The organism is Halorussus salinus (assembly GCF_004765815.2).
GTDB lineage: Archaea > Halobacteriota > Halobacteria > Halobacteriales > Haladaptataceae > Halorussus > Halorussus salinus.
The window spans coordinates 844249-863614 of the sequence record NZ_ML974127.1; the positions used below are offsets into that span (position 1 = coordinate 844249).

Genomic DNA, 19366 nt, shown 5'->3' on the forward strand with positions numbered 1-19366 from the left:
CAAACCCGGAAACCGAACGAGTTCGGCCAGATTTTAGGTGTGCCAAAAACAGAACGTTTTTCTAATTTAGGCGGACCTAAATTCTAGCATGGCGACGAACCGACGCGACCTGTTGAAAGCGGGAAGCGCACTGCTCGCAGGCGTCTCGCTGGCTGGCTGTGGGGGACGGCTCGAAGAAGGTACTAGCACGACGACCTCTCGGGTGACCGTGACGACCGACGCCGAGGAGACGACCACGACCGGCGGTGACCCGCCGAGTGCCGCCGAACTCGCGGTCGCGGCCGAGTGGAACGTCTACCGGGCGATGGCCCACGACGCGCTCGCGCTCGGTCTCGCCGGAGAGTTCGACGCCGCGGCCACCGTCGCGGGCGACACCTTCGAGAAGTTCGAGAAAGCCTCCGGCGAGTGGGGTGCCCACGAAGCCCTCGAATCGACCGGCAAGGAGTACTACGAGGAGTTCGAGGAAGCCCTCGGCCAACTCCGGGAGCGCGCCGGGGGCGAGAACGTCGAGGAGATGCGCGTCGAGACGGGTCTCGTCTCCGAACACCTCTCGGCGGCCCAGACGGCGCGGGCGGGAACGGCGAACGCCCACGCGCTGGACCTGCTGGCGCTCGGGTCGCGGGCCTCGACCGCCGCCGCGCTCGCGGGTGCCGAGAAGTTCGACGCGGCCGCGACGGTGGCCGGTGACGCCTACGCGGCCTTCGAGGAGGCCGACGCCCACGCTGCGCTCGAAGAGGCCGACGGGGAGAGCTACGACGCCTTCGAGACGGCGCTCGAAGACGCGCAGAAAGCGGCGAAGAACGGAAGGCCGAAGCGAGTCCGCGAGCAGGCCAGCGCCGCGCTCGACGCCGCGGCGACCGGAGCCTACGCCGTGGCCGACGGCGAGGAGGCGGCCGGTGCGGGCTACATCGCGGCGATGCAGGCCCGCGGCTACGACGCCGGGGCGCTCTCGTCGCTTGGCGGTCCCTCGACGGACTTCGCCCACGCCGCCGCCCTGAACGTCTACCGGGCGCGAGCCTACGACGCGGCGTGGCTGACCGCCCGCGGGCGGTCCGACCGCGCGAAGGCGGTCGCGCAGGACACCTTCGCGCACTTCGAGGGCGCGAAGTCCCACGAAGCACTCGAGGAGGCCGACGGCGAGGCCTACAAGGGCTTCGAGGCCGGGCTGAAGGACCTCGCCAGCGCGGCCGGGAACGGCGACGCGGAGGCCGCCCGGAAGGCCGCCGATGCCGTCGAAAGGCACCTCCGCGCGGGCATCTCGGCGCTCGCCACCCCGACCGAGGCCGCGATGCTACAGGCCGCCTTCTTCCGCGCGCGGTTCGGCGACGCCCGCGAACTGTACGCGCTCGGCGACGGCGCGGCCGCCGCGAGCGTCGCGCAGGGTCTCTTCGAGCGGTTCGAGAAGGACCACCTCGGTTTCCACGAGGCGCTGGAGAGCGCGAGCGAAGACCTCTACGAGGGCTTCGAACACGAACACCTTCAGAAAGGGTTGATTCCGGCCTTCGAGAGCGGGAACGACGAGGAGGTCGAAACCCACTTCGCTGGCGTGAACGACGCGCTGTTCGAGTTCGAGACGAAGGTTGGTTCGACCGCGCGGGTCAGCGCGGCCGAGAGCGGACTGATGAGCGCCCGCGTGTTCGACGCCGCGGCGCTCTCGGCGCTCGGGCGGTCGAGTCGCGCCCGGTCGGTCGTCCAGTCGGCCTTCCAGCACTTCGAGGAGGGCGCGGGCGGCTTCCACGAAGCACTCGAAGGGGCCGACCGCGAGCTGTACGAGTCCTTCGAGAGCAGACTGAACGCGGTCGGCGGTGCGGCCAGCGGGTCGGGCGACGCCTACGCGAGAGCCAAGGAGTTCGACGCCGACGCGGTGGCCGGAATCTACGCGGTCGTCGCAAACGCGGGCGGGGACTTCGGCGGCGCGGCCGCGAGCGTCGCGCGGGACGCCTTCGCCGGGTTCGAGGAGGCGAGAGTTCACGAGATGCTGGAGGAGGCCGACCGGGAGACCTACGAGAGCTTCGAGAGCAAGCTGAACGAACTCGTCGGCGCGCTGGACGACGGAACCGGCGTCTCGGGCGCGCTCGGAGCGTTCGCCCGCGCGTCGGTCCGCGCGGAGTTCGCCGTGGCCGGAGCGCCCGAGAAGGCCCCGGTCGGCGAGGGCGGCGGGGAGTCCGGGGGCGAGTCCGAGAAGCAACTCGAAGGCGGTCCGAACGTCGTGACGGGCGTGCCTGACGACGCCGACCACGTGGTGGACATGACGGCCGTCGCGTTCGAGCCAGCCGAACTGACCGTGAAGAAGGGCGACACGGTGGCCTTCGAACACGTCGGCGGCGAACCCCACTCCGTCACGGCCGACGACGAGAAGATACCCGACGGCGCGGACTACTGGGCGTCCGGCGGCTTCGACTCCCAAGAGAAGGCCGTGAAGGGCTGGGAGAGTGGGAGAGGCGCGGTCCAGTCCGGCCAGTCGTACGTCCACACCTTCGAGACGAAGGGGACTCACGAGTACTACTGCATCCCCCACGAGGCCGCGGGGATGGTCGGCACAATCGTCGTAGAGTAGCACGCAGAACGGGACTCGCAGAACAGACCCCACAGAACGGAACTCGCGGCATGGAACTGCGGGCTACACGTCGCCGTTGAGCGCGGCGAACACGTCGTCGGCGAGTTCGGCTTGGGACCACATCGCGGCCTCCCCGCCGTTGGCGTAGACCGCGCCGTCTACCGGGACCTGTCCGCCGCCCATGCGAGCGTGGCCGCCCGCGCTCGCGCCGGGAACGTCGTCGGCGACGGTTTCGAGCGCCTTCCCCATGTGGACCCGGTCGTCGCGCGACCGGCCGGAGACGTGGACCGTCTCGTCGCGCCGCCCGTAGACGACCACCGCGGTCACGCCCTCCAACTGGAGGAGTTCGTCGGCGGCCTGCGGGATGGCATCGACGTTGTTCACTCGGCCCACGTCGCTGACCGCGAACGACCCGCGAACGTCGCGCTGGGAGATGGCGCGGGACTTGACTTCCAGCACCTCGGCGCTGACCTGCGGGTTGGCGATGCGGTCCAGCAGGTCCTCGTCCACTCCCTCGTAGAGGTACGCCGCGGCCTCGAACTCCGCGCCGGTACAGCCGTTGGTGAGGTGCTTGGTGTCGCTCTGGACGCCGTAGAGCAGGCCCGTCGAGATTTCCGGGGGAACCGTCATGCCGTCCACGTCGCCGGGGTCGTCGTCGGGAGCGACCGGCGTCCCGCCCACGTCTTCGAGGTATTCGGCGACGATTGTCGCGCAGGCCCCGTAGTCGGTGCGCTGGTCGGTGAACCGCTCGCCGGTCCCGTTTCCGGGGTGGTGGTCAACGACCGCGTAGGGTTCGAGTCGCTCGGCCTCCTCGAAGCCCCGCGGCGTGTTGTGGTCCACCAAGACGACCTCCTCGCAGGCCAGTTCCCGCACGTGGTCTATCTGCTCGAAGTCGAGGTCGAGGACGGTCCGGAACGCGCGGTTCTGCTGGTGGCGAATCTGGCCTGCGAACTGGAGACTCGCGTCGGTGCCGACCTCGCTGGCCAAGTGCGCGACCCCGATGGCGCAGGCCATCGCGTCCGGGTCCGGATTGGGGTGCATCAGGATTGCAACCTCGTCGCGCTTGGCCAGCGCGCGCTTGAGCTTGGCACCCATCGGCCGCCGAATCCAGCGGACGACCAGCCACAGCGACGCGACCAACGCTATCGCTCCGAGCGCGGCGGCCCCCGCGAGTTCGGGCGAACTCAGGCCGTACGTCTCGGCGGCCCGTACGACTTCCCGAACCCGGAGTTCCGGGACGACCGGCAGTTGCATGGCTCGCACTGACAACCCCGACGAACAAGAAATTTTCCCGAGATGTAGAAATTTGAGAGGTCTACACCGATTGGTTCCGGTACGCGTCGATTTCGGCCCGGTAACCCTCCCGATAGGTCGGGTAGCTGAACTCGTAGCCGAGGTCCCGCAACTTCGCGTTGTCGCATCGCTTGCTGGTCAGAATCCGGCGCTCGACGCGCTCGGAGAGGTCGTCGTCGGCCAGTCGCTCGTCGGTGGTCTGCTTTGGCGGGGCGGGTTCGCCGCACTCGTCGGCGAGCCAGTCGGCCAACTCCCACTTCGAGACCGGTTCGTCGTCCACGACCAGCACGACTTCGCCGCGGGCGCGGTCCTCATCCAAGAGGAACCGGACCGCGCCCGCGGCGTCGTCGCGGTGAATCATGTTCAGATACCCCTCCGTGACCGGTCCCTCCAGATACCGCTCCAGTCGGGTCCGGCCCGGCCCGTAGATTCCGGCGAGGCGCGCGACGGTGCCGTCGATGCCGCGGTCCGCGCTCGCTTCGAGGGCCACGCGCTCGGCCTCGGCCAACACTTCGGTCTTGTCGGTCTGGGGGTCCAGCGGAGTCTCCTCGTCCACCCAGTCGCCGCCGTGGTCGCCGTAGACGCCCGTGCTGGACGTGTAGACCAGTCGTTCCGGCGGGTCGTCTCGCTCGCCGAACTCTTCGATAGCGGTGTGTAACCCCTCCACGTACACCTCGCGGGCGGCCGCCGCGTCGCGCCCGCCGGAACTCGCCGCGAAGACGAGGGCGTCGGCGTCGGGCACCGCGGCCAGCGAATCGGCGTCGGTCACGTCGGCCTGCACCGCCTCGAAGCCCGCGTCTTCGATTTCGGCGAGGCCCTCCTCGGAGCGCCGGACGCCCACCGCGCGGTGGCCCGCGGCGGTCAGTTGGCGACCGAGTTCGAGACCGACGTAGCCGCATCCGAGTATCGCTACGTTCATGATTTTGCGTAGGGGTGTGGCCGGGATAACTCCCGCGACGATAGCTGGAGGCATAATTTCATTTGTGAACCGCGCCTATAGAGCTTCTTTAGAACGCTTTGTACTATCTCGGGCACTGACCGGTGGACCTTCCGACTCGGCGCGCGCTGGCGCGGCTTCATGCCGCGCCATCGGCGCGCGAGGGATGAGTAGCGCAGGTCGGAGCGAAGCGGAGACGAGCAACGCAATCGGGTGGGGAGGACGTGGCCGTTTCTGTGCGGGTGCAGTGCCGTGCGGTCGCGGTAGACTCCTTTGCTCAAGTCTGAAACTAGCTTTTCATCTTCGGATGCACCGTTTCGAGCGTCGAGACCGACCCAACCACCGGCAAAACTGAACTCCGAACGAAAATCTATCGCTGACGACTCGCGATGAAGTGGTGGAGCGTCGCGTACTCCGCGAGCGTCATCGGCGAGCGCCCCTCGACCTTCTGGTGAACCTGCTTGCCGTCCATCTCGGCGTCAATTTCGGCCGCGATGGTGTCCACGTCGAGGACCGCCGTCGTCATCCCCATCAGCAGGGTGTCCCGAATTTCCGCGACGATGGCGTCGGCCGGAGGAGCCTCGTCGGCTAGCGCCGAAATGGCGGCCGCGTCCTCCAAGGTCAGTTCGTCGGCGACGCCGGACTCCTCGTCGGCCAGCGCCTCGACGGTGGCGCGGTCCACGCCCGTCTCGTCGGCGACCGATTCGACGCCGTGGGTCTCGACGATGGCCGCGAGGTCGGCGACGTACTCCTCGCGGAGGGTTTCGGGCGACGTGGCATCGGGCTCCTCGATGTCGTCGTAAATCATGGTCGAAGCGAGGAGCCCCGTGGTGAAAGGAGTTTCACTTCGATAGACGTGTGTTTCGGGGCGGTCGTTCGTCCGGGAAGTGGTTCGACTTTCGTCCGATTCCACCACCACCGACTCTCCTCGGAGTGCCACCCTGCGGCACCGCGACCGCACGGCACTGCACCGCAGACTATCGCCGACCCCTATCAGACCGCACCGCGACCGCACGCCACCGCACCGCGTCCTCCCCAACCGCCTGCGTTGCTCGTCTCCGCTTCGCTCCGACGTGCGCTACTCGGCCCTCGCGCGCTGATGGCGCGACCCGCGAGGGGTCGCGCCAGCGCGCGCCGGGTCCTCGGTGTCGTTGGCACGGCCCAGTCGTCGGTGTCGTTGGCGCGGTCCGGTCGTCGGCGAGATTTCGCGTCCCGAATCGAAACTGAGAGCCTCGCGCCGCGACTCACGACCACCCCGGCGAGGTCTCGTCGCGGTTTCCGTCCCGGTCGCCGACGCCCGGCGGACCCGGCGGCACGACCACGACGACGACCGTCTCGGTCTCGAAGGCGACCGGCGTCGTGCGCCCGAGGAGTTCCCGCTCCCCGTCGCCGTCCCAGTCCACCCTCACTTGTCCGGCCTCCCGCACGTAGACCGCCGACTCGCCGGGCGGCCCCTGCGGCGCGGCGACCGCGAAGCGGGCGTACTTCCCGCGCACGTCCACCGACCAGACGTTGAGCGTCGCGTACCAGTAGCCCGGCACGGGTGCGACGGGCAACCCGGCGGGGACCGCACCCAAGACCTCGCCGAACCACCGCTCGCTGGCGAGTTCAGTCGCATTGGCGAGACCGGTCGTCACCGCCTGCTTGAGCGCGGTCTGGGCGACCTGTCGGGTCACGCTCGCGGTCTCGTTCACCGTCTCGCGGGGTATCTCCGCCACCGACCCGCGGGCCGACTCGACCGCCAACTCCGCCCGGAGGCGCACCCAGTCGCGTCGGTCGGGCCGTCCGAGCGCGGGTCGCTCGCGGACCAGCGCCGCCGCGATGGCCCGCCCCGCCGACCCGTTCGCCACCGCGAGCGCCCGCCCGGCAGTGGTGTTCCACCGCGCCAGTCCCGACCGGACCGCGGCCCGGCGCTCGCGCTCGGTCAGGTCGAACCGCGACAGGGCCATCCCGGCGACCACCTCACGGCGAAGGTCTCGCATCGACGCCGCGAGCGCCCCCCGAAGCGCGTCGCGTCGCCGGACGAGGCTTCGATTCGTCTCGTCGGCCACCGACTCGTTCCCCGTCTCCGCGACCGTCCGATTCGCGGCCCGGAGCGCCAGCGCGGCGGTCCGGAGGTCGGTCTCGCCCGCCCCGCCGTCGCCGACCACCGCCGCCGCGACCGACTCCGCGGCGTCGCCGTACGGCACCGCGAAGACGTTCTCGTTCCGCGCCGCGAGGGGATGGGTCTCGCCCTCGGCCGGAATCGCGGCGACCTCCTCGTGGTCGAGACCCGCCAGCGTGAGATAGGGCGGCGCGCCAGCGACGCTCAGATTCAGCGACCGCCCCGGCCCGTCGGCGGGGAGCGGTCGCGGCGGCGGGGACTCGGGCGTCGTCCGAGCGCGCAGAATCTTCCGGGCGCGGTCGAGCGACACGCCAGCGTCGCCGAGCGCACCCGAAAGCCCCTGCCGCGTTTGCGACTCCCGCTCCGCCCGCGCGTCCAACCGCCCGAGGAGTCTCCCGAGATACGCCGCCCGTGCCGCGACCCGCGCCCGGTCGGCCACGCCGTCGTAGCGGGCGGGAGCGTCGAGGAGGTCCGCCCGCTGACTCCGGACTGCGCGAGCGAGGTCGGCGGTCGGCGGCTCCCCGCCGACGGCCCGGTTCCGAGCGACCGTCACCGAGAGGTTCCGGACGCGCTCGCGCAGGGCGGCGAGGTCCCGGTAGACCCACCGCCGGAGACCCGTCGCCCGTCGCCCGACGACCGACTCGGGCCGCGTGTCCAGCGTTCCATCGACCGCCCGCCGCGCCAACGCGTCGAACCCGCCCCGCGTCTCGACCACCGCGTCGGTCGCCCGCCGGGCCAGACTCCGGAAGTTCGGCCCGTCGAGCGCGCCGCCGCGCTCGTGGACGCCCGAGACGGGGCGCGACGGCGCAACCTCGCTGTTCACCCGGTGGCTTCCCGCCACGCCGACGCGCACGACGAACTCGTCGGTCCAACGTTGGACGGTCCGGCGCGTGTCGGCGGCGGTCCCGCGAGTCGTCTCGTTCCCGCGTCTCGTCTCGTTTCGGTCGCGCTCGCGGACCCACTCGGCGACCAGCGCGTGTGTCCGGACGACCCGGCGCGGCTCACTGTCGAGGAGGTGGTACTCCTCGGGCGTGCCGAGCGAGAGGTCGTTCCCGGCCGCGTCGCCCGCCGACCGCTCGACTGCCGTCTCCGTCCGGACCTCAGTACTGCGGAGCGTCCAGTTCGCGCCCGGCGACTCCGGCGCGGGGCGGGTTTCGCTCCTGCCCTCACTCTCGCGGACCGCGGCGACGAGACGTGCCTCCGCGGCGTACGCCGACCGCAGGACGCCAGCGAGGTCGGTCCCGTTCGCGCCGGTCACGAGCGCCGCGAACGCGCGGTCCGCGGTCCGGTTCACGCCGACCCGGAACGTCTTCCGACCGGCGCGCGACCGCTCGCTCAGATTCCTGCTCGTCGCGCCGCCGGGCATCGGATTGCGCTTCTGGTAGTCCTTCGCGGCGGCGAGGAGTTGGTCGGTTCGGGCCGACCCTCTCCGGGCGTTCGCCGCGGTGAGCAGGTCGGTCGCGCCAACGCGGGCGGTCGCCCACGCGACCGCCCGGCGCGCTCGCGGGTCGCTCCGGCCGAACGCCGCCCGCTGTTCGCGCAGGAGCGCGCCGTTCGCGGCGAGTTCGACGTGGCGGTTCGCCAGCACGTTCTCGACGGGCGCGCCGCCGTACTGGGCGTAGCCCCGCGCCCACGTTATCGCGTAGAGTCGCGCGGTGAGTCGCTGGCCGAGACCGGGCGCGAGCGGGCCGCGATTCAGCCGCGACTCGAAACGTTCGGTGCGCTCGTGGAGCGCCAGCGCGGGCGTCGCCACGACCAACTCGGGCGCGAGTCGCTCGCGTGCGACGACGCGACCTCCTCGCGTCGCAGTGACCGAGACGTTCCGGATGCGGACGCGCAACCCGGCGTTCTCGGCGCTCCGGGATTCGTTCTCTCCGCCCGCCGGTTCGATTTCGACGCGGCGCTTGGCCGCCCGGAGGTCCGAGGCGTTGCGTATCGGCGGGAGCGAGACCGCGGCCCGGACTCGCCCGGCGTCGCCACCGCCGGTCCGGACCGAGACCTCGCCCAGCGCCTCGCGCGCCGCCAGATAGATTCGGATTCGGAGCGCGTCGCGGAACGGCGTCGAGGAGTTCAGCGCGCGGCCCGCCGTGGAGTTCGCCGGGAGCGTCACCGGGGCGCTCGCGGCCTCCCGTCCGGCCTCGGCGACCGCGCCGCGGAGCGCGCTGTTCGTCGCGGCCGTCGCGCGCTCGACCGCCACCCCGACCGAATCGTCGGTCCGAGGAGCCGGACCACCCGCCAGCGAGGCGCTGAGGGCCGCGCTCCCGACCAGCAGGAGGACGCCGACGAGCGCGAAGGGGACCCGGCCGCGCCGGTCCTCGGCCAGTCTCACCGCGACCACGTCCTGACCGAGACGGTGACGCCCCGGACCGCGAACGCGGCCGCGGACACGTCGGCGTCCGGGGGCGGCGCAGGACCGGCGGCGACGCGGGCGGGGCGGTCGGTCGGAGTGGAACTCGATGCGAACGCCGGGCGCGCGACGACTCGCGCCCGGATATCGGCTCGGCGGAGCGTTCGACCGACTCGGGTCGTGACCGCCCGGAGGAAGGCAGTCGCGTTTCGACTCGCTTTCGCCCTGACCGCACTCGCTAACAGTCCGGCGAGTGTGTCGTGAACCGTCCGATTTCGATGCTTGGCGGCGCTCGCGGCGGACCGCTCGGCAGACGCCGGGGGCGAGAACGAGGAGGGCGAGCGATAGGTCACGCTCGCGGTACTCGTCGCCAGCAGGGCGGCGGTCCGGTCGGCCTCCTCGGGCGCGACCGCACGTTCGGGTCTTTTCTCCCCCGCTGGCGTCCCGGCCAGCGTCACCGCGCTCGCCGAGACCAACAGCAGGCAGAGCGACACGTCCAGCACCGTGCTGATTGCTCTCACGACCACACCTCCGCGCGGAGGCGGCCGGGCCGGACGCTCCCCGGCGCGACGCGGACGCTCACGGCGCGGCGGGCCGCGTCGGCGCTCGGCGGCGGGGTCGGCCCGGCCTGCCACGACTCGTCGGCCGTCCGGAGGGTCAGATTGACTCGGTATCCCGCCGGACCGGCGCGCAGTCCCGCGGCGAGCGACTGGGGGTCCGCGACGCCGGTCTCGGAAATCGCGCGCGCCGCTCGCTCGACGGCTGGGTCCGCGAGGTTCCGGTCGGGCGTCGGAATCACGTCCCCGAGGAGACCGGCGTACGCCGACAGCGCGACGCCGACCGCGAAGACGGCCGCGAGCGCCGCGAGGGGTTCGACCTGCGCGCGCTCCGGGTGGGGGAAGTCGCTATCCGACCAGCGTGACATCGACGCCCTCCCACGAGACCCGCCGGACGGTCAACTGCTCGCGCGAGCGCCACGTCGGCGTCCGGTCGCGCGCGGCAGCCCCGGCGCGCCGGAACTCGGCGGGAGCGGAGAACGCGTTCTCGGGCGGCGTCCCCTGCAACACGTCCCAGAGCGCGGTGTCGCGCCGGACCGGCGTCACCGGCCCGTAGGCGAACGTCGCGTGGCCAGTCGCGCCGTCGTCCCGGAGCCAGAGGCGGTAGGGACCGACGCGGGTCTCCTCGGCCGCGAGCGGGTGGACCCCGGTCGTCTCGTGGGCGCTCGCCGCGACGGAATCGACGGTGGCGGCGGCGCTCGGGGCGTCCGGCGGCGGTGCCCGCGGGAGCGTCGCCGCGAGACCGACCGCGGTGGTGCTGGCCAGCGCGAGGCCGACCCAGAGATACCACGTCTCGACTGGTGCGTCGAACATGGGCCGGGTTCGTCCCGTCTTCGGGTTTAAAGTCGAGGGTGTACGCGACGCGCCGTCGGAACGACTCGCGCAACCGGAGCGAATTAGGCCCGGCCGGACGACTCACCCCGTATGTCCACCAGCGATTCGGACCGGTACGACGCCATCGTCGTCGGCGTCGGCGGGATGGGAAGCGCCGCGGCGTACCACCTCGCCGACCGCGGGCGGGACGTTCTGGGTTTAGAACGCTACGACGTACCCCACACGCGGGGCTCCTCGCACGGCTACACCCGAATCATCCGACTGGCGTACTATGAGCATCCCTCCTACGTCCCCCTGCTCCGCTCGGCCTACGACGAGTGGGCCGCCCTCGGCGACGAGCGCGGCGAGGAGATCGTCCACGAGACCGGTTCGGTCGCGGTCGGGCCGCCGGACAGCGAGATTTTCGAGGGCGCGCGCCGGGCCTGCCGGGAACACGACCTCGACCACGACGTGCTGTCGGGAGCCGAACTGAACGACCGCTTTCCCGGCTACGACGTGCCCGAGGAGTTCCGCGCGGTGTTCCAACCGCAGGGCGGGTTCGTCGTCCCCGAGGAGTGCATCGTCGCGCACGTCGAGGGCGCGCAGGCCCGCGGAGCCGAAATCCGCGCTCGGACGGCGGTCCGCGACTGGCGCGCGCTCGACGACGGCGGCGTCGAAGTCGAAGCGGCGTCGGCGCTCGACGGCGCGGGCGAGACGACCGACGACGCGACCGCGACCGGCGACACCACAACCGGCGACACCACGACCTACGAAGCCGACTCGCTCGTCTTCGCGGCGGGCGCGTGGACCGGCAAACTCCTGCCCGAACTCGCGCCCGTGCTGGAACCCGAGCGGCAGGTCTTGGGCTGGTTCCAACCCGACGACCCCGACCGATTCGCGCCGGAGTCGTTCCCCGTCTTCTCGATGCGGTGTGACGAGGGGTACTTCTACGGCTTCCCGATTCACGGCGTGCCGGGCGTCAAGGTCGGGAAGTACAACCACCGGCGCGAGACGGTGGACCCCGACGAGATGCACCGCGAACCGACCGCGAGAGACGAGGAGCTTCTGCGCGAGTACGTCGAGGGCTACTTCGCGGACGCCGCGGGACCGACCATGCGCCTCTCGACGTGCCTGTTCACGAACACGCCGGACGAGCGATTCGTCGTGGACACCCACCCCGACCATCCGCAGGTCGCGGTCGCCGCGGGATTCTCGGGCCACGGGTTCAAGTTTTCGAGCGTGATGGGGTCCGTTCTCGCGGATTTGGCAACCGACGGCGAGACCGACCACCCCATCGACCAGTTCGCCATCGACCGCTTCGACCAGTTGACTCTCGGGTAACGTTCGTCACGACGGCGGGTTCTCCTCGGTGAGATACCGTGACTGTCGGTGGCCGAGAGCGAACTGTTGCCGACGCCACGGAGTCACCGCGACCGCACAGCACCGGACCGCCCCGCACCGCGCCCCGAACCTCCCCACGTGCGTCCCCGCTCGCGCAGAACTGCGAGCGCGAGCGGGGACGCGGCGTCTCACCGAGCGTGGCGAGGTGAGGCTCGGAAGACGCGGTTTGTCTTCCGGCGCATCCCGTGGTCTGTGGCGGCAGAGCGGTCCCGTGGACTGGTCGGTCGAGCGCGGTCCCGTAGACCGGTCGGTCGAGCACCACCTGTCGTTCGCCCGAACTCACGCCGCGAACCCCGCGCCGACGAAGCCGACGAGGAGCGACCCGACCGCACACAGGAGCGCCAGTCCGACCCGGTAGCCCACGAGACCGCGGTCGAAGCCCCGCTCCAGTCCGGTCGCCAGCGCGGTCAGCACGGCCGCCATCAGCAGGACGTAGGTCGAGACGGCGACGCCGAGCGCCGCGGTCGGGAGTGGCTCGCCGAGCGTTCCCGTTCCCGCTCCCGCGGCCATCCCGTCGGCGAGCGCGATTGTAGCCCCGCCGACCAGCGGGCCGAAGATTGCGGCAGTGTTCCGGAGCGTCCCGGTCACGCTGGCGAGTTCCCGGCGGGCCTCGCGCTCGACGCGCTGGAGGTCCTCGACGTGGTCTGCCATCGCCACGATTGCCCGCCCGGCGGGTCGGCCCTCCCGCGCCGCGATGGCTAATAGGGAGGCGACGCTCCGGGATTGGGAACTCGGCACGTCGGCGAGCGCGCCGTACTCGCCGAGGAACGCCTCGCGGACGCCGACACGGAGTCGTCGCTGAATCCCTGCGGCGTCGGCCAGCATCTCGCCGGTCCGACCGGCGACCTCCGGCGCGGCCTCGGCGATTGCGGTCTCGACGGCCGCGCCGTCTCGGACCCGCCTGCCGACCAGATAGAGCGCGTCGGTCAGGTTCGCCTCCGCGGCGCGGGCGTCAGCCCGGACCTCCTCGACCGGCCGGAACCACCAGACCAGCGCGGTCCCCAGTCCCGTGCCCCCCATCGCGGGCCAGCGCGTCCAACCGGGAAGCGGCGTGAGGGTGACGAGCGCGAGGAGTCCCGCGCCGACCGCGACTCCCGCGCCGACCGCGGGCCAGCGCCGGTCGGGCACGTCGGGGTGGTCCCGCGACACGTCGGGCGGCGGGAACGCGGCCGGTCGCCGGACCGCGAGCCACCCACCGGCCGCGACCAGCGCGGCGGGCAACAGGAGGTCGTAGACGACCACCAAGACGGGAATCGAGAGCGGGACCCCGGCCACGCGCGCCGCGGGCAGGACCGCGACCAGCGCGAGCGGGAGGAGAACGCCGAACGCGTACAGCGCGGTGGTCGGTCCCCGGACCTCCTCGGCGAAGGCGGCCATCCGGTCGTGAGTCCCGTCGAGAATCGCGGTCATCGCGCGGTCCAGCGCGGTCTCTCGCTCTCCGGCGGGCGCGTCCGCGGCCGACTCCACGAGGAGGACCGCCCGCCGGAGCGGCGGGTTCCAGTCGGCCCACGCCGCGCCGAACGCCGCGAGTCCGGAGCGTGGCGTCCCCTCGGCCCGCCGAACGTGGTCCGCGAGCGCCGCGGCGAGTCGGCCCTCCCCGCGGGCGGCGAACTCGGCCGCGCGCTCGCTCGCGGGTTCGACGCGGGTTCGCAGGACTGCCCGCGCGACGAGCGCGGGGGCGGTCCCGAGCGCGGCGGTTCGGCTGGCGGTCGCCAACGCGACGGGACCGCGACGGGAGAGAGAGACGACGCCGAGCGCGAGTGCGAGTGTGAGTGCGAGTGCGAGCGCCACGACCGAACTCCCGAGCGTACTCGAACCGAGCGGCGCGAATGCGGCGAGTGCGGCGACGACCGTCCCGACCAGCGCGACGAGCGCGGCGGCACCGTTACCCGCCCGGCGGACCGTCTCGGCGTCAACTCCGGCGTCGAGGTAGGCCAGCGCGCGCGGGAGGTCGGCGGTCTCGTCGTCGCCGTCGGTGCCGGTCCCGCCGACTTCGACCGGCCACGGCCAGCACCGCGCGAGGAGTTCTAGCGAGTCGGCGATGCGCTCGGCGCGGGTCACGACGCCCTCCGGTCGGCGTAGGCCGAGACGACTTCCGCCGGGGCGGTCCGATCGCGGCGCGCGAGGTCCGCGAGCAGGGACTCGCGGTCGGCGAGTGCGTCGCGCGCGTCGGCGTACGATTCGTCGGGTGCCGCGAGCGCGGCGACCAGCGCGCTGTTGCCCCGGTCGATGCGGCCGGTCGGGGCGAGTCGGTCCGAGTCGATAGCGTAGAGGGCGTCGAATCGGTCGCCGTCGTCGCCGCCGACCTCCTCGATTGCTTTCACGCGGCGGCGCTTGCCTCCCGGCGTCGAGACGGCTTCGAGCGTCACCACGAGGTCGGTCGTGGCGAACGACGAGGCCGGAACGTCGAGGTCCGAGACGACCCGCTCGCGGACGCCCGCGCCGCCGTCGCCGTGGATGGTGCCCAGCACGGCGTCGCCGTTCGCGCCGACGCGCATGGCCTCGTAGAGGACGGCGGCCTCCTCGCCCCGGACCTCGCCGACGACGAGCGCGCCCTCGCCGAGGCGGAGCGCGGTTCGGAGGGCTTCCGGGGGCGCGAGTCCCGGTCCGTCGTCGGTGTCGGTGCGGAGGGGTTGGATATCGCGGCCGCCGCGCTGGAGCGCCGCCACGGGGAGTTCGGGCGTGTCCTCGATGACGACAGTTCTGGTGGACGCGGGGAGTTCCCAGCAGAGCGCGCCCAGCAGGGTCGTCTTGCCCGCGCCGCGGGGTCCGGCGACGAGTCCGGCCGCGGCGCGCTCGGCCGAGAGCGAGAGGAGGGCCGCGGCGTCGGCCGGGAGCGTGTCGTTGGCCACGAGCGCCGGGAGGGTCCACGGCGTCGCGTCGTGAGCGCGGAAGGCGAACCCCGGCCCGTCGCTCACGGGGTCGGTGACGCCAGCGACGCGGACCGTGCCGCGGTCGGGGGCGGTCGCGTCCCCGCCGACCGCGGCGCTCCCGTCGAGGTCCGCAGTCGCGTCCAGCGTCGGCGCGGCCCGCGAGAACGCCCGACCGCTCTCGCGGCGGAACCGGGAGGCGAGTGTTCGTGCGCCCTCCTCGGTGAGTCGGACGTTGGTCCGCATGCGCTCGCCGCCGACCGTGACACGGAGCGGGTTTCGGCCGACCGGCGCGGTGGCGAACACGTCCGAGACCGCGGGGTCGGCGAAGAAGTCGGCGAGGACGCCGTAACCGCGGGTGTGCTTGGCGAGCGCGGCCGCGATGGCTTCGACCGGTTGGTCGGCGTCGGCGACTCGCCTGACCGCTCTGGCGGGTGCGCGCTCGCTGGCGGTTGCTCCGAGGCCAGACTGGGCGACTGCGCCCTCCGCGAGGAGGCCGTAGGCCTCGGCCAACGCGTCGAGCGCGCCCGCGTCGAAGCCGTGTTCGACCGGTTCGAGGTGGTAGGTCCGGAGCGCGCGCTCGTCGGCGTAGATGCGGACCGTCGCGCCGGTGGCGAGGTCGCGGGTCTCCGCGAGGGTCGCGTCGGGCGGCGGGTCGGCGGCGACGCGCGCTTTGGCGATTGGCGGGCCGACGAAGGGACGGAGCGCGTGAGCGTACTCGTCGCCGTGGTGGGCGTTTTCGTCGGCGTGGTGCGCGGACTCCTCGGCGCGGCGGGCGCACTCCGCGAGTCCGGTCTCGGCCGCGATGTCGCTCACGGGTCCGGCGCGGCCGAGCGCGGCCCGCGCGGCGGCCAACGGGTCGGTCTCGGTGCGCTCGGCGAGGGTCTCGTCGTAGAACGCGACGCGCTCGGCGAACCGCCCGGCCGCCACGAGGAGCCCGGCCGATTCGGCCTCGTAGGCGCGTTCGAGGCGGTCGGTCCGGGTCACGACCGACTCGGCCTCGCGGTCGGCCACGGCGTCGATGGCGGTTCGGCGGCAGGCCGGTTCGGCCGCGAGGTCGCCGCCGCCGGGGCAGTCGCTGGCGTCGAGTAAGAGGCGGGTCTCCTCGAAGCGAGGGACGCAGGCACAGTCCGGGTCCTCGTCGCGGAAGCGCGGGAGCGGGTTTCGCATGGGCCGGGGTCGTCCCCTCCTCGGATTTAAACTCTCGGCGTCGGACGACTCGGATTTTCGAGGCGGTGAGTCGTCGCCCGGTCGTCACTCGGTAGACTGTTGGTCACTGTTGGTACTCGGTGGACTGTTTTACTCGGCGCGCGCTGGCGCGGCCTCGTGCCGCGCCATCAGCGCGCGAGGGACGCGGCCGCGATGCGGCCGCGAGGTTGGGGAGGTGAGAGGCTACTGCTGTGCAGGGCGGTTGTGGTGCTGGCGGTTGCGGTACTGGCGGTTGCGGTACTGGCGGTTGCGGTACTGGCGGTTGCGGTACTGGCGGTTGCGGTGCTGGTGGTTTGATAAGCTCAAGCCTGAAGCTAGTTGCCCTGCTACCGGCGACCTTCGTCTCGTAGCTTCGAACTATCTTAATCTACTCTAAAGAATTACAAATATTGCTGAGGAAATCCTATATGCATCTCTACTCGCGCTCGGCCGAGACGACCACCGTCAGTCGCCCGTCCACCCGACGCAACCGGAGCGTCACCGCGTACGTCTCGCCGCCGCGGAGGACCAGCGCCGCGGCGTCCGACTCGGCAACCGCGCCGTCCCGAACCACGCGCAGGTCGGTTCCGACCCGCCGGACCCGCCGCGGCCCGCCCGCGATGCTGAACGCGAGTACGTCGCGCTCCGGAGAGTCCTCGACTTTCTCACCGCTCGCTACGCCACCGATTGCGAGGAGGACTGCGGCCGCAGTCGGCGACCGAGGAGGGAGCGAGACCGTGACCGTCCGGCGCGCGCCCGGCGACTCCTCGGCGGCGAGCGCCGTCGCGGCCGCGGCCAGCCGGTCCGCGTCGCGCTCGGCGAGGAGTTCGGCCCGAGACACCCGCGCGCGGTCGATTGCGGGCGTCGCGGCCGCGACCAGCGCCACCGCGACCGCGACCGCGAGGAGCAGGCGGAGCGTCACAGCAGGCCCGCGAGTCGGGCACGGAGGCCGCCCGCGTCGTCGGTCTCGGTGGCGTCGGTCTCCTCGTCGGGTCGAGCGTCGGACCCGACCCCGTCTCGCCCGCCAGCGCGCTGGCGGTCCCGGCCGCGGTCGCGGCGCGAGCGAGCGTGGTCGTCGCGTCGCGTGGCCGCCCCGTCGCGTCCCTCCTCGTCGTGCCCGTCGTGTCGCTCTCTCTCACCTCTGTCGCGTCGCTCTCTCTCACCTCCGTCGCGCCGCTCCAGACCGCCTCCGTCGAGCGTCGCTTCCAGCGACTCGGCTTTCGCCAGCGCGGCGTCAGCCCGTCGTTCGACCGACTGATTCACCGTGCGGACGTTGCCGACGTAGCCCCGGAGGGCTTGGGTCGCGGCGTCGAGTTCGTCGAGGCGCTGTTCGGTCGCGTCGAGTCGCGCCGCGAGGCGTTCGACCTCGCGTGTCAACTCCGCGGCATCGCGGAGGTCGGTTAGGTCGCTGTCGTCGTCGGTCAGCGCGCGCTCCACGGCGCTGAGTCGCCGGTCGAGTGCGTCGGCGTCGGACATGGGACGTGCTGGTCGCGCCTTCCGATTTAAAGGTACGTACCGCTCGCTGTGTGAGAAAATACTTCTCTGGGGCTTAATTAATAAAATTTTTATATGGGTGGTGTGTCACGACGTATCACGTGGTGTGTTTCAACGAACCCCACGCTAAACCCAAGCAATCCAAAGATGAACGGAAAAACGTTCGGACTCCTCGTCGGTATCGCTGCGCTCAGCCTCGTCGCCGTCGGTTCGGCGGCTGCGCTCTCGTCAGGTAACTGTGGCATGGACGCCTGTTACGACAACGACGCACTGTCGGAATCGTCTCCGACAGCCGACTCGATAACGACGGCACCGGAGTACATCATGTGTGACGGCGTCGGTTGCTACGATGTCGATTCGATAACGACGACACCGGAGTACATCATGTGTGGCGGCGTCGGCTGCTACGACGTCGACTGACCCTCGAATCGAGCGAACGCCGTCGGTCGATACCTTCGCGGTTTCGACGCCGACTTCGGCGTGGACCGCAAACGTTTCCGTGAGTTCCAGCAGTTCTTCGCCTTCTGTCGAGTTCCCGAGACAGTGACGCCGGAAGGTTGATTAGTCGTCAATTCGACTCACCGCGCATGAAAGTCGTCCTGATTGGTGTCGGACAGGCCGGGGGGAAACTCACCCAACGACTGGCCCAGTACGACCAGAAAATGGGTTTCGGTGCGGTACAGGGAGCGCTCGCGGTCAACTCCGCGAAGACGGACCTCCGAGAGTTGGACCTCGACACGGTTCTCGTGGGACAGGACCGTGTGAAGGGCCACGGCGTCGGCGGTGACAACGAGTTGGGTGCCGAGGTCATGCAGAGCGACGCGACGGAAGTGATGGACGCCTTGGACGGCCGCATCACCGCCCAAGCCGAGGCCATCTTCGTCGTCGCGGGACTCGGCGGCGGCACGGGGTCGGGCGGCGCGCCCGTCCTCGCGCGCGAACTCAACCGCATCTACCAGATTCCGGTGTACGGACTAGGCGTCCTCCCCGGCCGCGGCGAGGGCGCGATGTATCAGGCCAACGCCGGGCGCTCGCTCAAGACGCTCGTCCGGGAAGCCGACGCGACCCTCCTCATCGACAACGACGCGTGGCACACCTCCGGCGAGAGCGTCGGCGAGGCCTTCGACAAGATAAACCAGAACATCGCCCAGCGGGTCGGCCTGCTGTTCGCCTCGGGCGAGGCGGTCGAAGGCGTCGGCGAGAGCGTCGTGGACTCAAGCGAGGTCATCAACACCCTCCGTTCGGGCGGCATCGCGACACTCGGGTTCGCCAGCGCGGAGGCCGCCGAGGAGGCCGAGGAGAACATCAACACCGTGACCTCCATGACCCGGAAGGCCCTCCTGAGCAACCTCAGCCTCCCGAACGCCATCGAAGCCGACTCGGGGCTACTGGTCGTCGCCGGGCAACCGGACGCGATTCCCCGCAAGGGCGTCGAGCGCGCCCGGAAGTGGCTCGAAGAGGAGACCGGCAGTCTCCAAGTCCGGGGCGGGGACTTCCCGCTCGACAGCGGCCGACTCGCCGCGCTGGTCCTGCTGGGCGGGGTCGAACGCTCCGAGCGCATCGAGGAGTTCCTCGAACGCGCCAAGGAGGCGAGCAAGCAGGCCGACGAACCCGACGAGGACGCCGCCGAGATGTTCCACAACGACGAGTTAGAGGACCTAATATAAGTCGCTCCGTGAACGTCCCGGTACACGGCAATTTGGCTAGGAGTTCGGATCTCCAGTAGGATTACATCTTTGTTACGCTGTTGACGACCGATTTGCTGGTGTGGAAGAAGAGAGCTAGCGAGCATCTAACTGTCGGTT

At 71.2% G+C, this 19366-nt stretch carries 16 protein-coding genes; 4 read left to right on the forward strand and 12 right to left on the reverse strand.

The window, feature by feature from the left end:
* The first annotated feature begins 88 nt into the window (after window positions 1–88).
* Window positions 89–2557, forward strand: a complete 2469-nt coding sequence (locus EPL00_RS04325) for a DUF5059 domain-containing protein (protein ID WP_135851656.1) — start codon at window positions 89–91, stop codon at window positions 2555–2557.
* A gap of 63 nt (window positions 2558–2620) precedes the next feature.
* Here the strand turns inward: EPL00_RS04325 and EPL00_RS04330 are convergent, their stop codons facing one another.
* From EPL00_RS04330 to EPL00_RS04360, 7 genes are all read right to left on the reverse strand, one after another.
* The gene (locus EPL00_RS04330) at window positions 2621–3811 is read right to left on the reverse strand and encodes a DHH family phosphoesterase (protein WP_135851655.1); all 1191 of its coding nucleotides are present in this window, start codon (window positions 3809–3811) and stop codon (window positions 2621–2623) included.
* A gap of 61 nt (window positions 3812–3872) precedes the next feature.
* Window positions 3873–4769 carry an SDR family oxidoreductase gene (locus EPL00_RS04335; protein ID WP_135851654.1) on the reverse strand — a complete coding sequence of 299 codons (897 nt, stop codon included), beginning with the start codon at window positions 4767–4769 and terminating at the stop codon, window positions 3873–3875.
* A 388-nt stretch (window positions 4770–5157) separates the two neighbouring features.
* Complete coding sequence (locus tag EPL00_RS04340; RefSeq protein WP_135851653.1) at window positions 5158–5595, reverse strand: DUF5791 family protein; 438 nt, start codon at window positions 5593–5595, stop codon at window positions 5158–5160.
* A 436-nt stretch (window positions 5596–6031) separates the two neighbouring features.
* Entirely contained in the window at window positions 6032–9220 is a 3189-nt protein-coding gene (locus EPL00_RS04345) for a DUF7286 family protein (RefSeq protein WP_135851652.1), read from the reverse strand.
* Window positions 9217–9759, reverse strand: a complete 543-nt coding sequence (locus EPL00_RS04350) for a DUF7284 family protein (protein WP_135851651.1) — start codon at window positions 9757–9759, stop codon at window positions 9217–9219. Before EPL00_RS04350 ends, EPL00_RS04345 begins: the two co-directional genes overlap by 4 nt.
* Window positions 9756–10163, reverse strand: a complete 408-nt coding sequence (locus EPL00_RS04355) for a DUF7285 family protein (protein WP_135851650.1) — start codon at window positions 10161–10163, stop codon at window positions 9756–9758. The genes EPL00_RS04350 and EPL00_RS04355 overlap by 4 nt, the downstream gene beginning before the upstream one ends.
* Complete coding sequence (locus tag EPL00_RS04360; RefSeq protein WP_135851649.1) at window positions 10144–10608, reverse strand: DUF7283 family protein; 465 nt, start codon at window positions 10606–10608, stop codon at window positions 10144–10146. Before EPL00_RS04360 ends, EPL00_RS04355 begins: the two co-directional genes overlap by 20 nt.
* Window positions 10609–10719: 111 nt before the next feature.
* Between EPL00_RS04360 and EPL00_RS04365 the strand changes: the two genes are divergently transcribed.
* Window positions 10720–11949 carry an N-methyl-L-tryptophan oxidase gene (locus EPL00_RS04365; protein ID WP_135851648.1) on the forward strand — a complete coding sequence of 410 codons (1230 nt, stop codon included), beginning with the start codon at window positions 10720–10722 and terminating at the stop codon, window positions 11947–11949.
* Between the two features lie 339 nt (window positions 11950–12288).
* On the opposite strand, the gene EPL00_RS04370 is transcribed toward EPL00_RS04365, so the two are convergent.
* The 5 genes from EPL00_RS04370 to EPL00_RS04385 form a co-directional block, all read right to left on the reverse strand.
* Window positions 12289–14070, reverse strand: a complete 1782-nt coding sequence (locus EPL00_RS04370; protein WP_135851647.1) for a type II secretion system protein — start codon at window positions 14068–14070, stop codon at window positions 12289–12291.
* A complete protein-coding gene (locus EPL00_RS04375) occupies window positions 14067–16049 on the reverse strand; it encodes an ATPase, T2SS/T4P/T4SS family (RefSeq protein WP_135851646.1) in 1983 nt (660 codons plus the stop codon). Before EPL00_RS04375 ends, EPL00_RS04370 begins: the two co-directional genes overlap by 4 nt.
* 222 nt (window positions 16050–16271) lie before the next feature.
* Window positions 16272–16394 (reverse strand): hypothetical protein, encoded by a 123-nt coding sequence (locus EPL00_RS23990; protein ID WP_274380982.1) that lies wholly within the window; start codon window positions 16392–16394, stop codon window positions 16272–16274.
* A 109-nt stretch (window positions 16395–16503) separates the two neighbouring features.
* On the reverse strand, window positions 16504–16989 hold the full coding sequence (locus EPL00_RS04380; protein WP_135851645.1) for a DUF7311 family protein: 486 nt from the start codon (window positions 16987–16989) through the stop codon (window positions 16504–16506).
* Entirely contained in the window at window positions 16986–17543 is a 558-nt protein-coding gene (locus tag EPL00_RS04385; protein ID WP_135851644.1) for a DUF7310 family coiled-coil domain-containing protein, read from the reverse strand. Before EPL00_RS04385 ends, EPL00_RS04380 begins: the two co-directional genes overlap by 4 nt.
* Window positions 17544–17645: 102 nt before the next feature.
* On the opposite strand from EPL00_RS04385, the gene EPL00_RS04390 reads away from it, so the two are divergent.
* Both EPL00_RS04390 and EPL00_RS04395 read left to right on the forward strand, forming a co-directional pair.
* A complete protein-coding gene (locus EPL00_RS04390; RefSeq protein ID WP_135851643.1) occupies window positions 17646–17981 on the forward strand; it encodes a hypothetical protein in 336 nt (111 codons plus the stop codon).
* Between the two features lie 167 nt (window positions 17982–18148).
* Window positions 18149–19228, forward strand: a complete 1080-nt coding sequence (locus EPL00_RS04395) for a tubulin/FtsZ family protein (protein ID WP_135851642.1) — start codon at window positions 18149–18151, stop codon at window positions 19226–19228.
* Window positions 19229–19366: the final 138 nt, after the last annotated feature.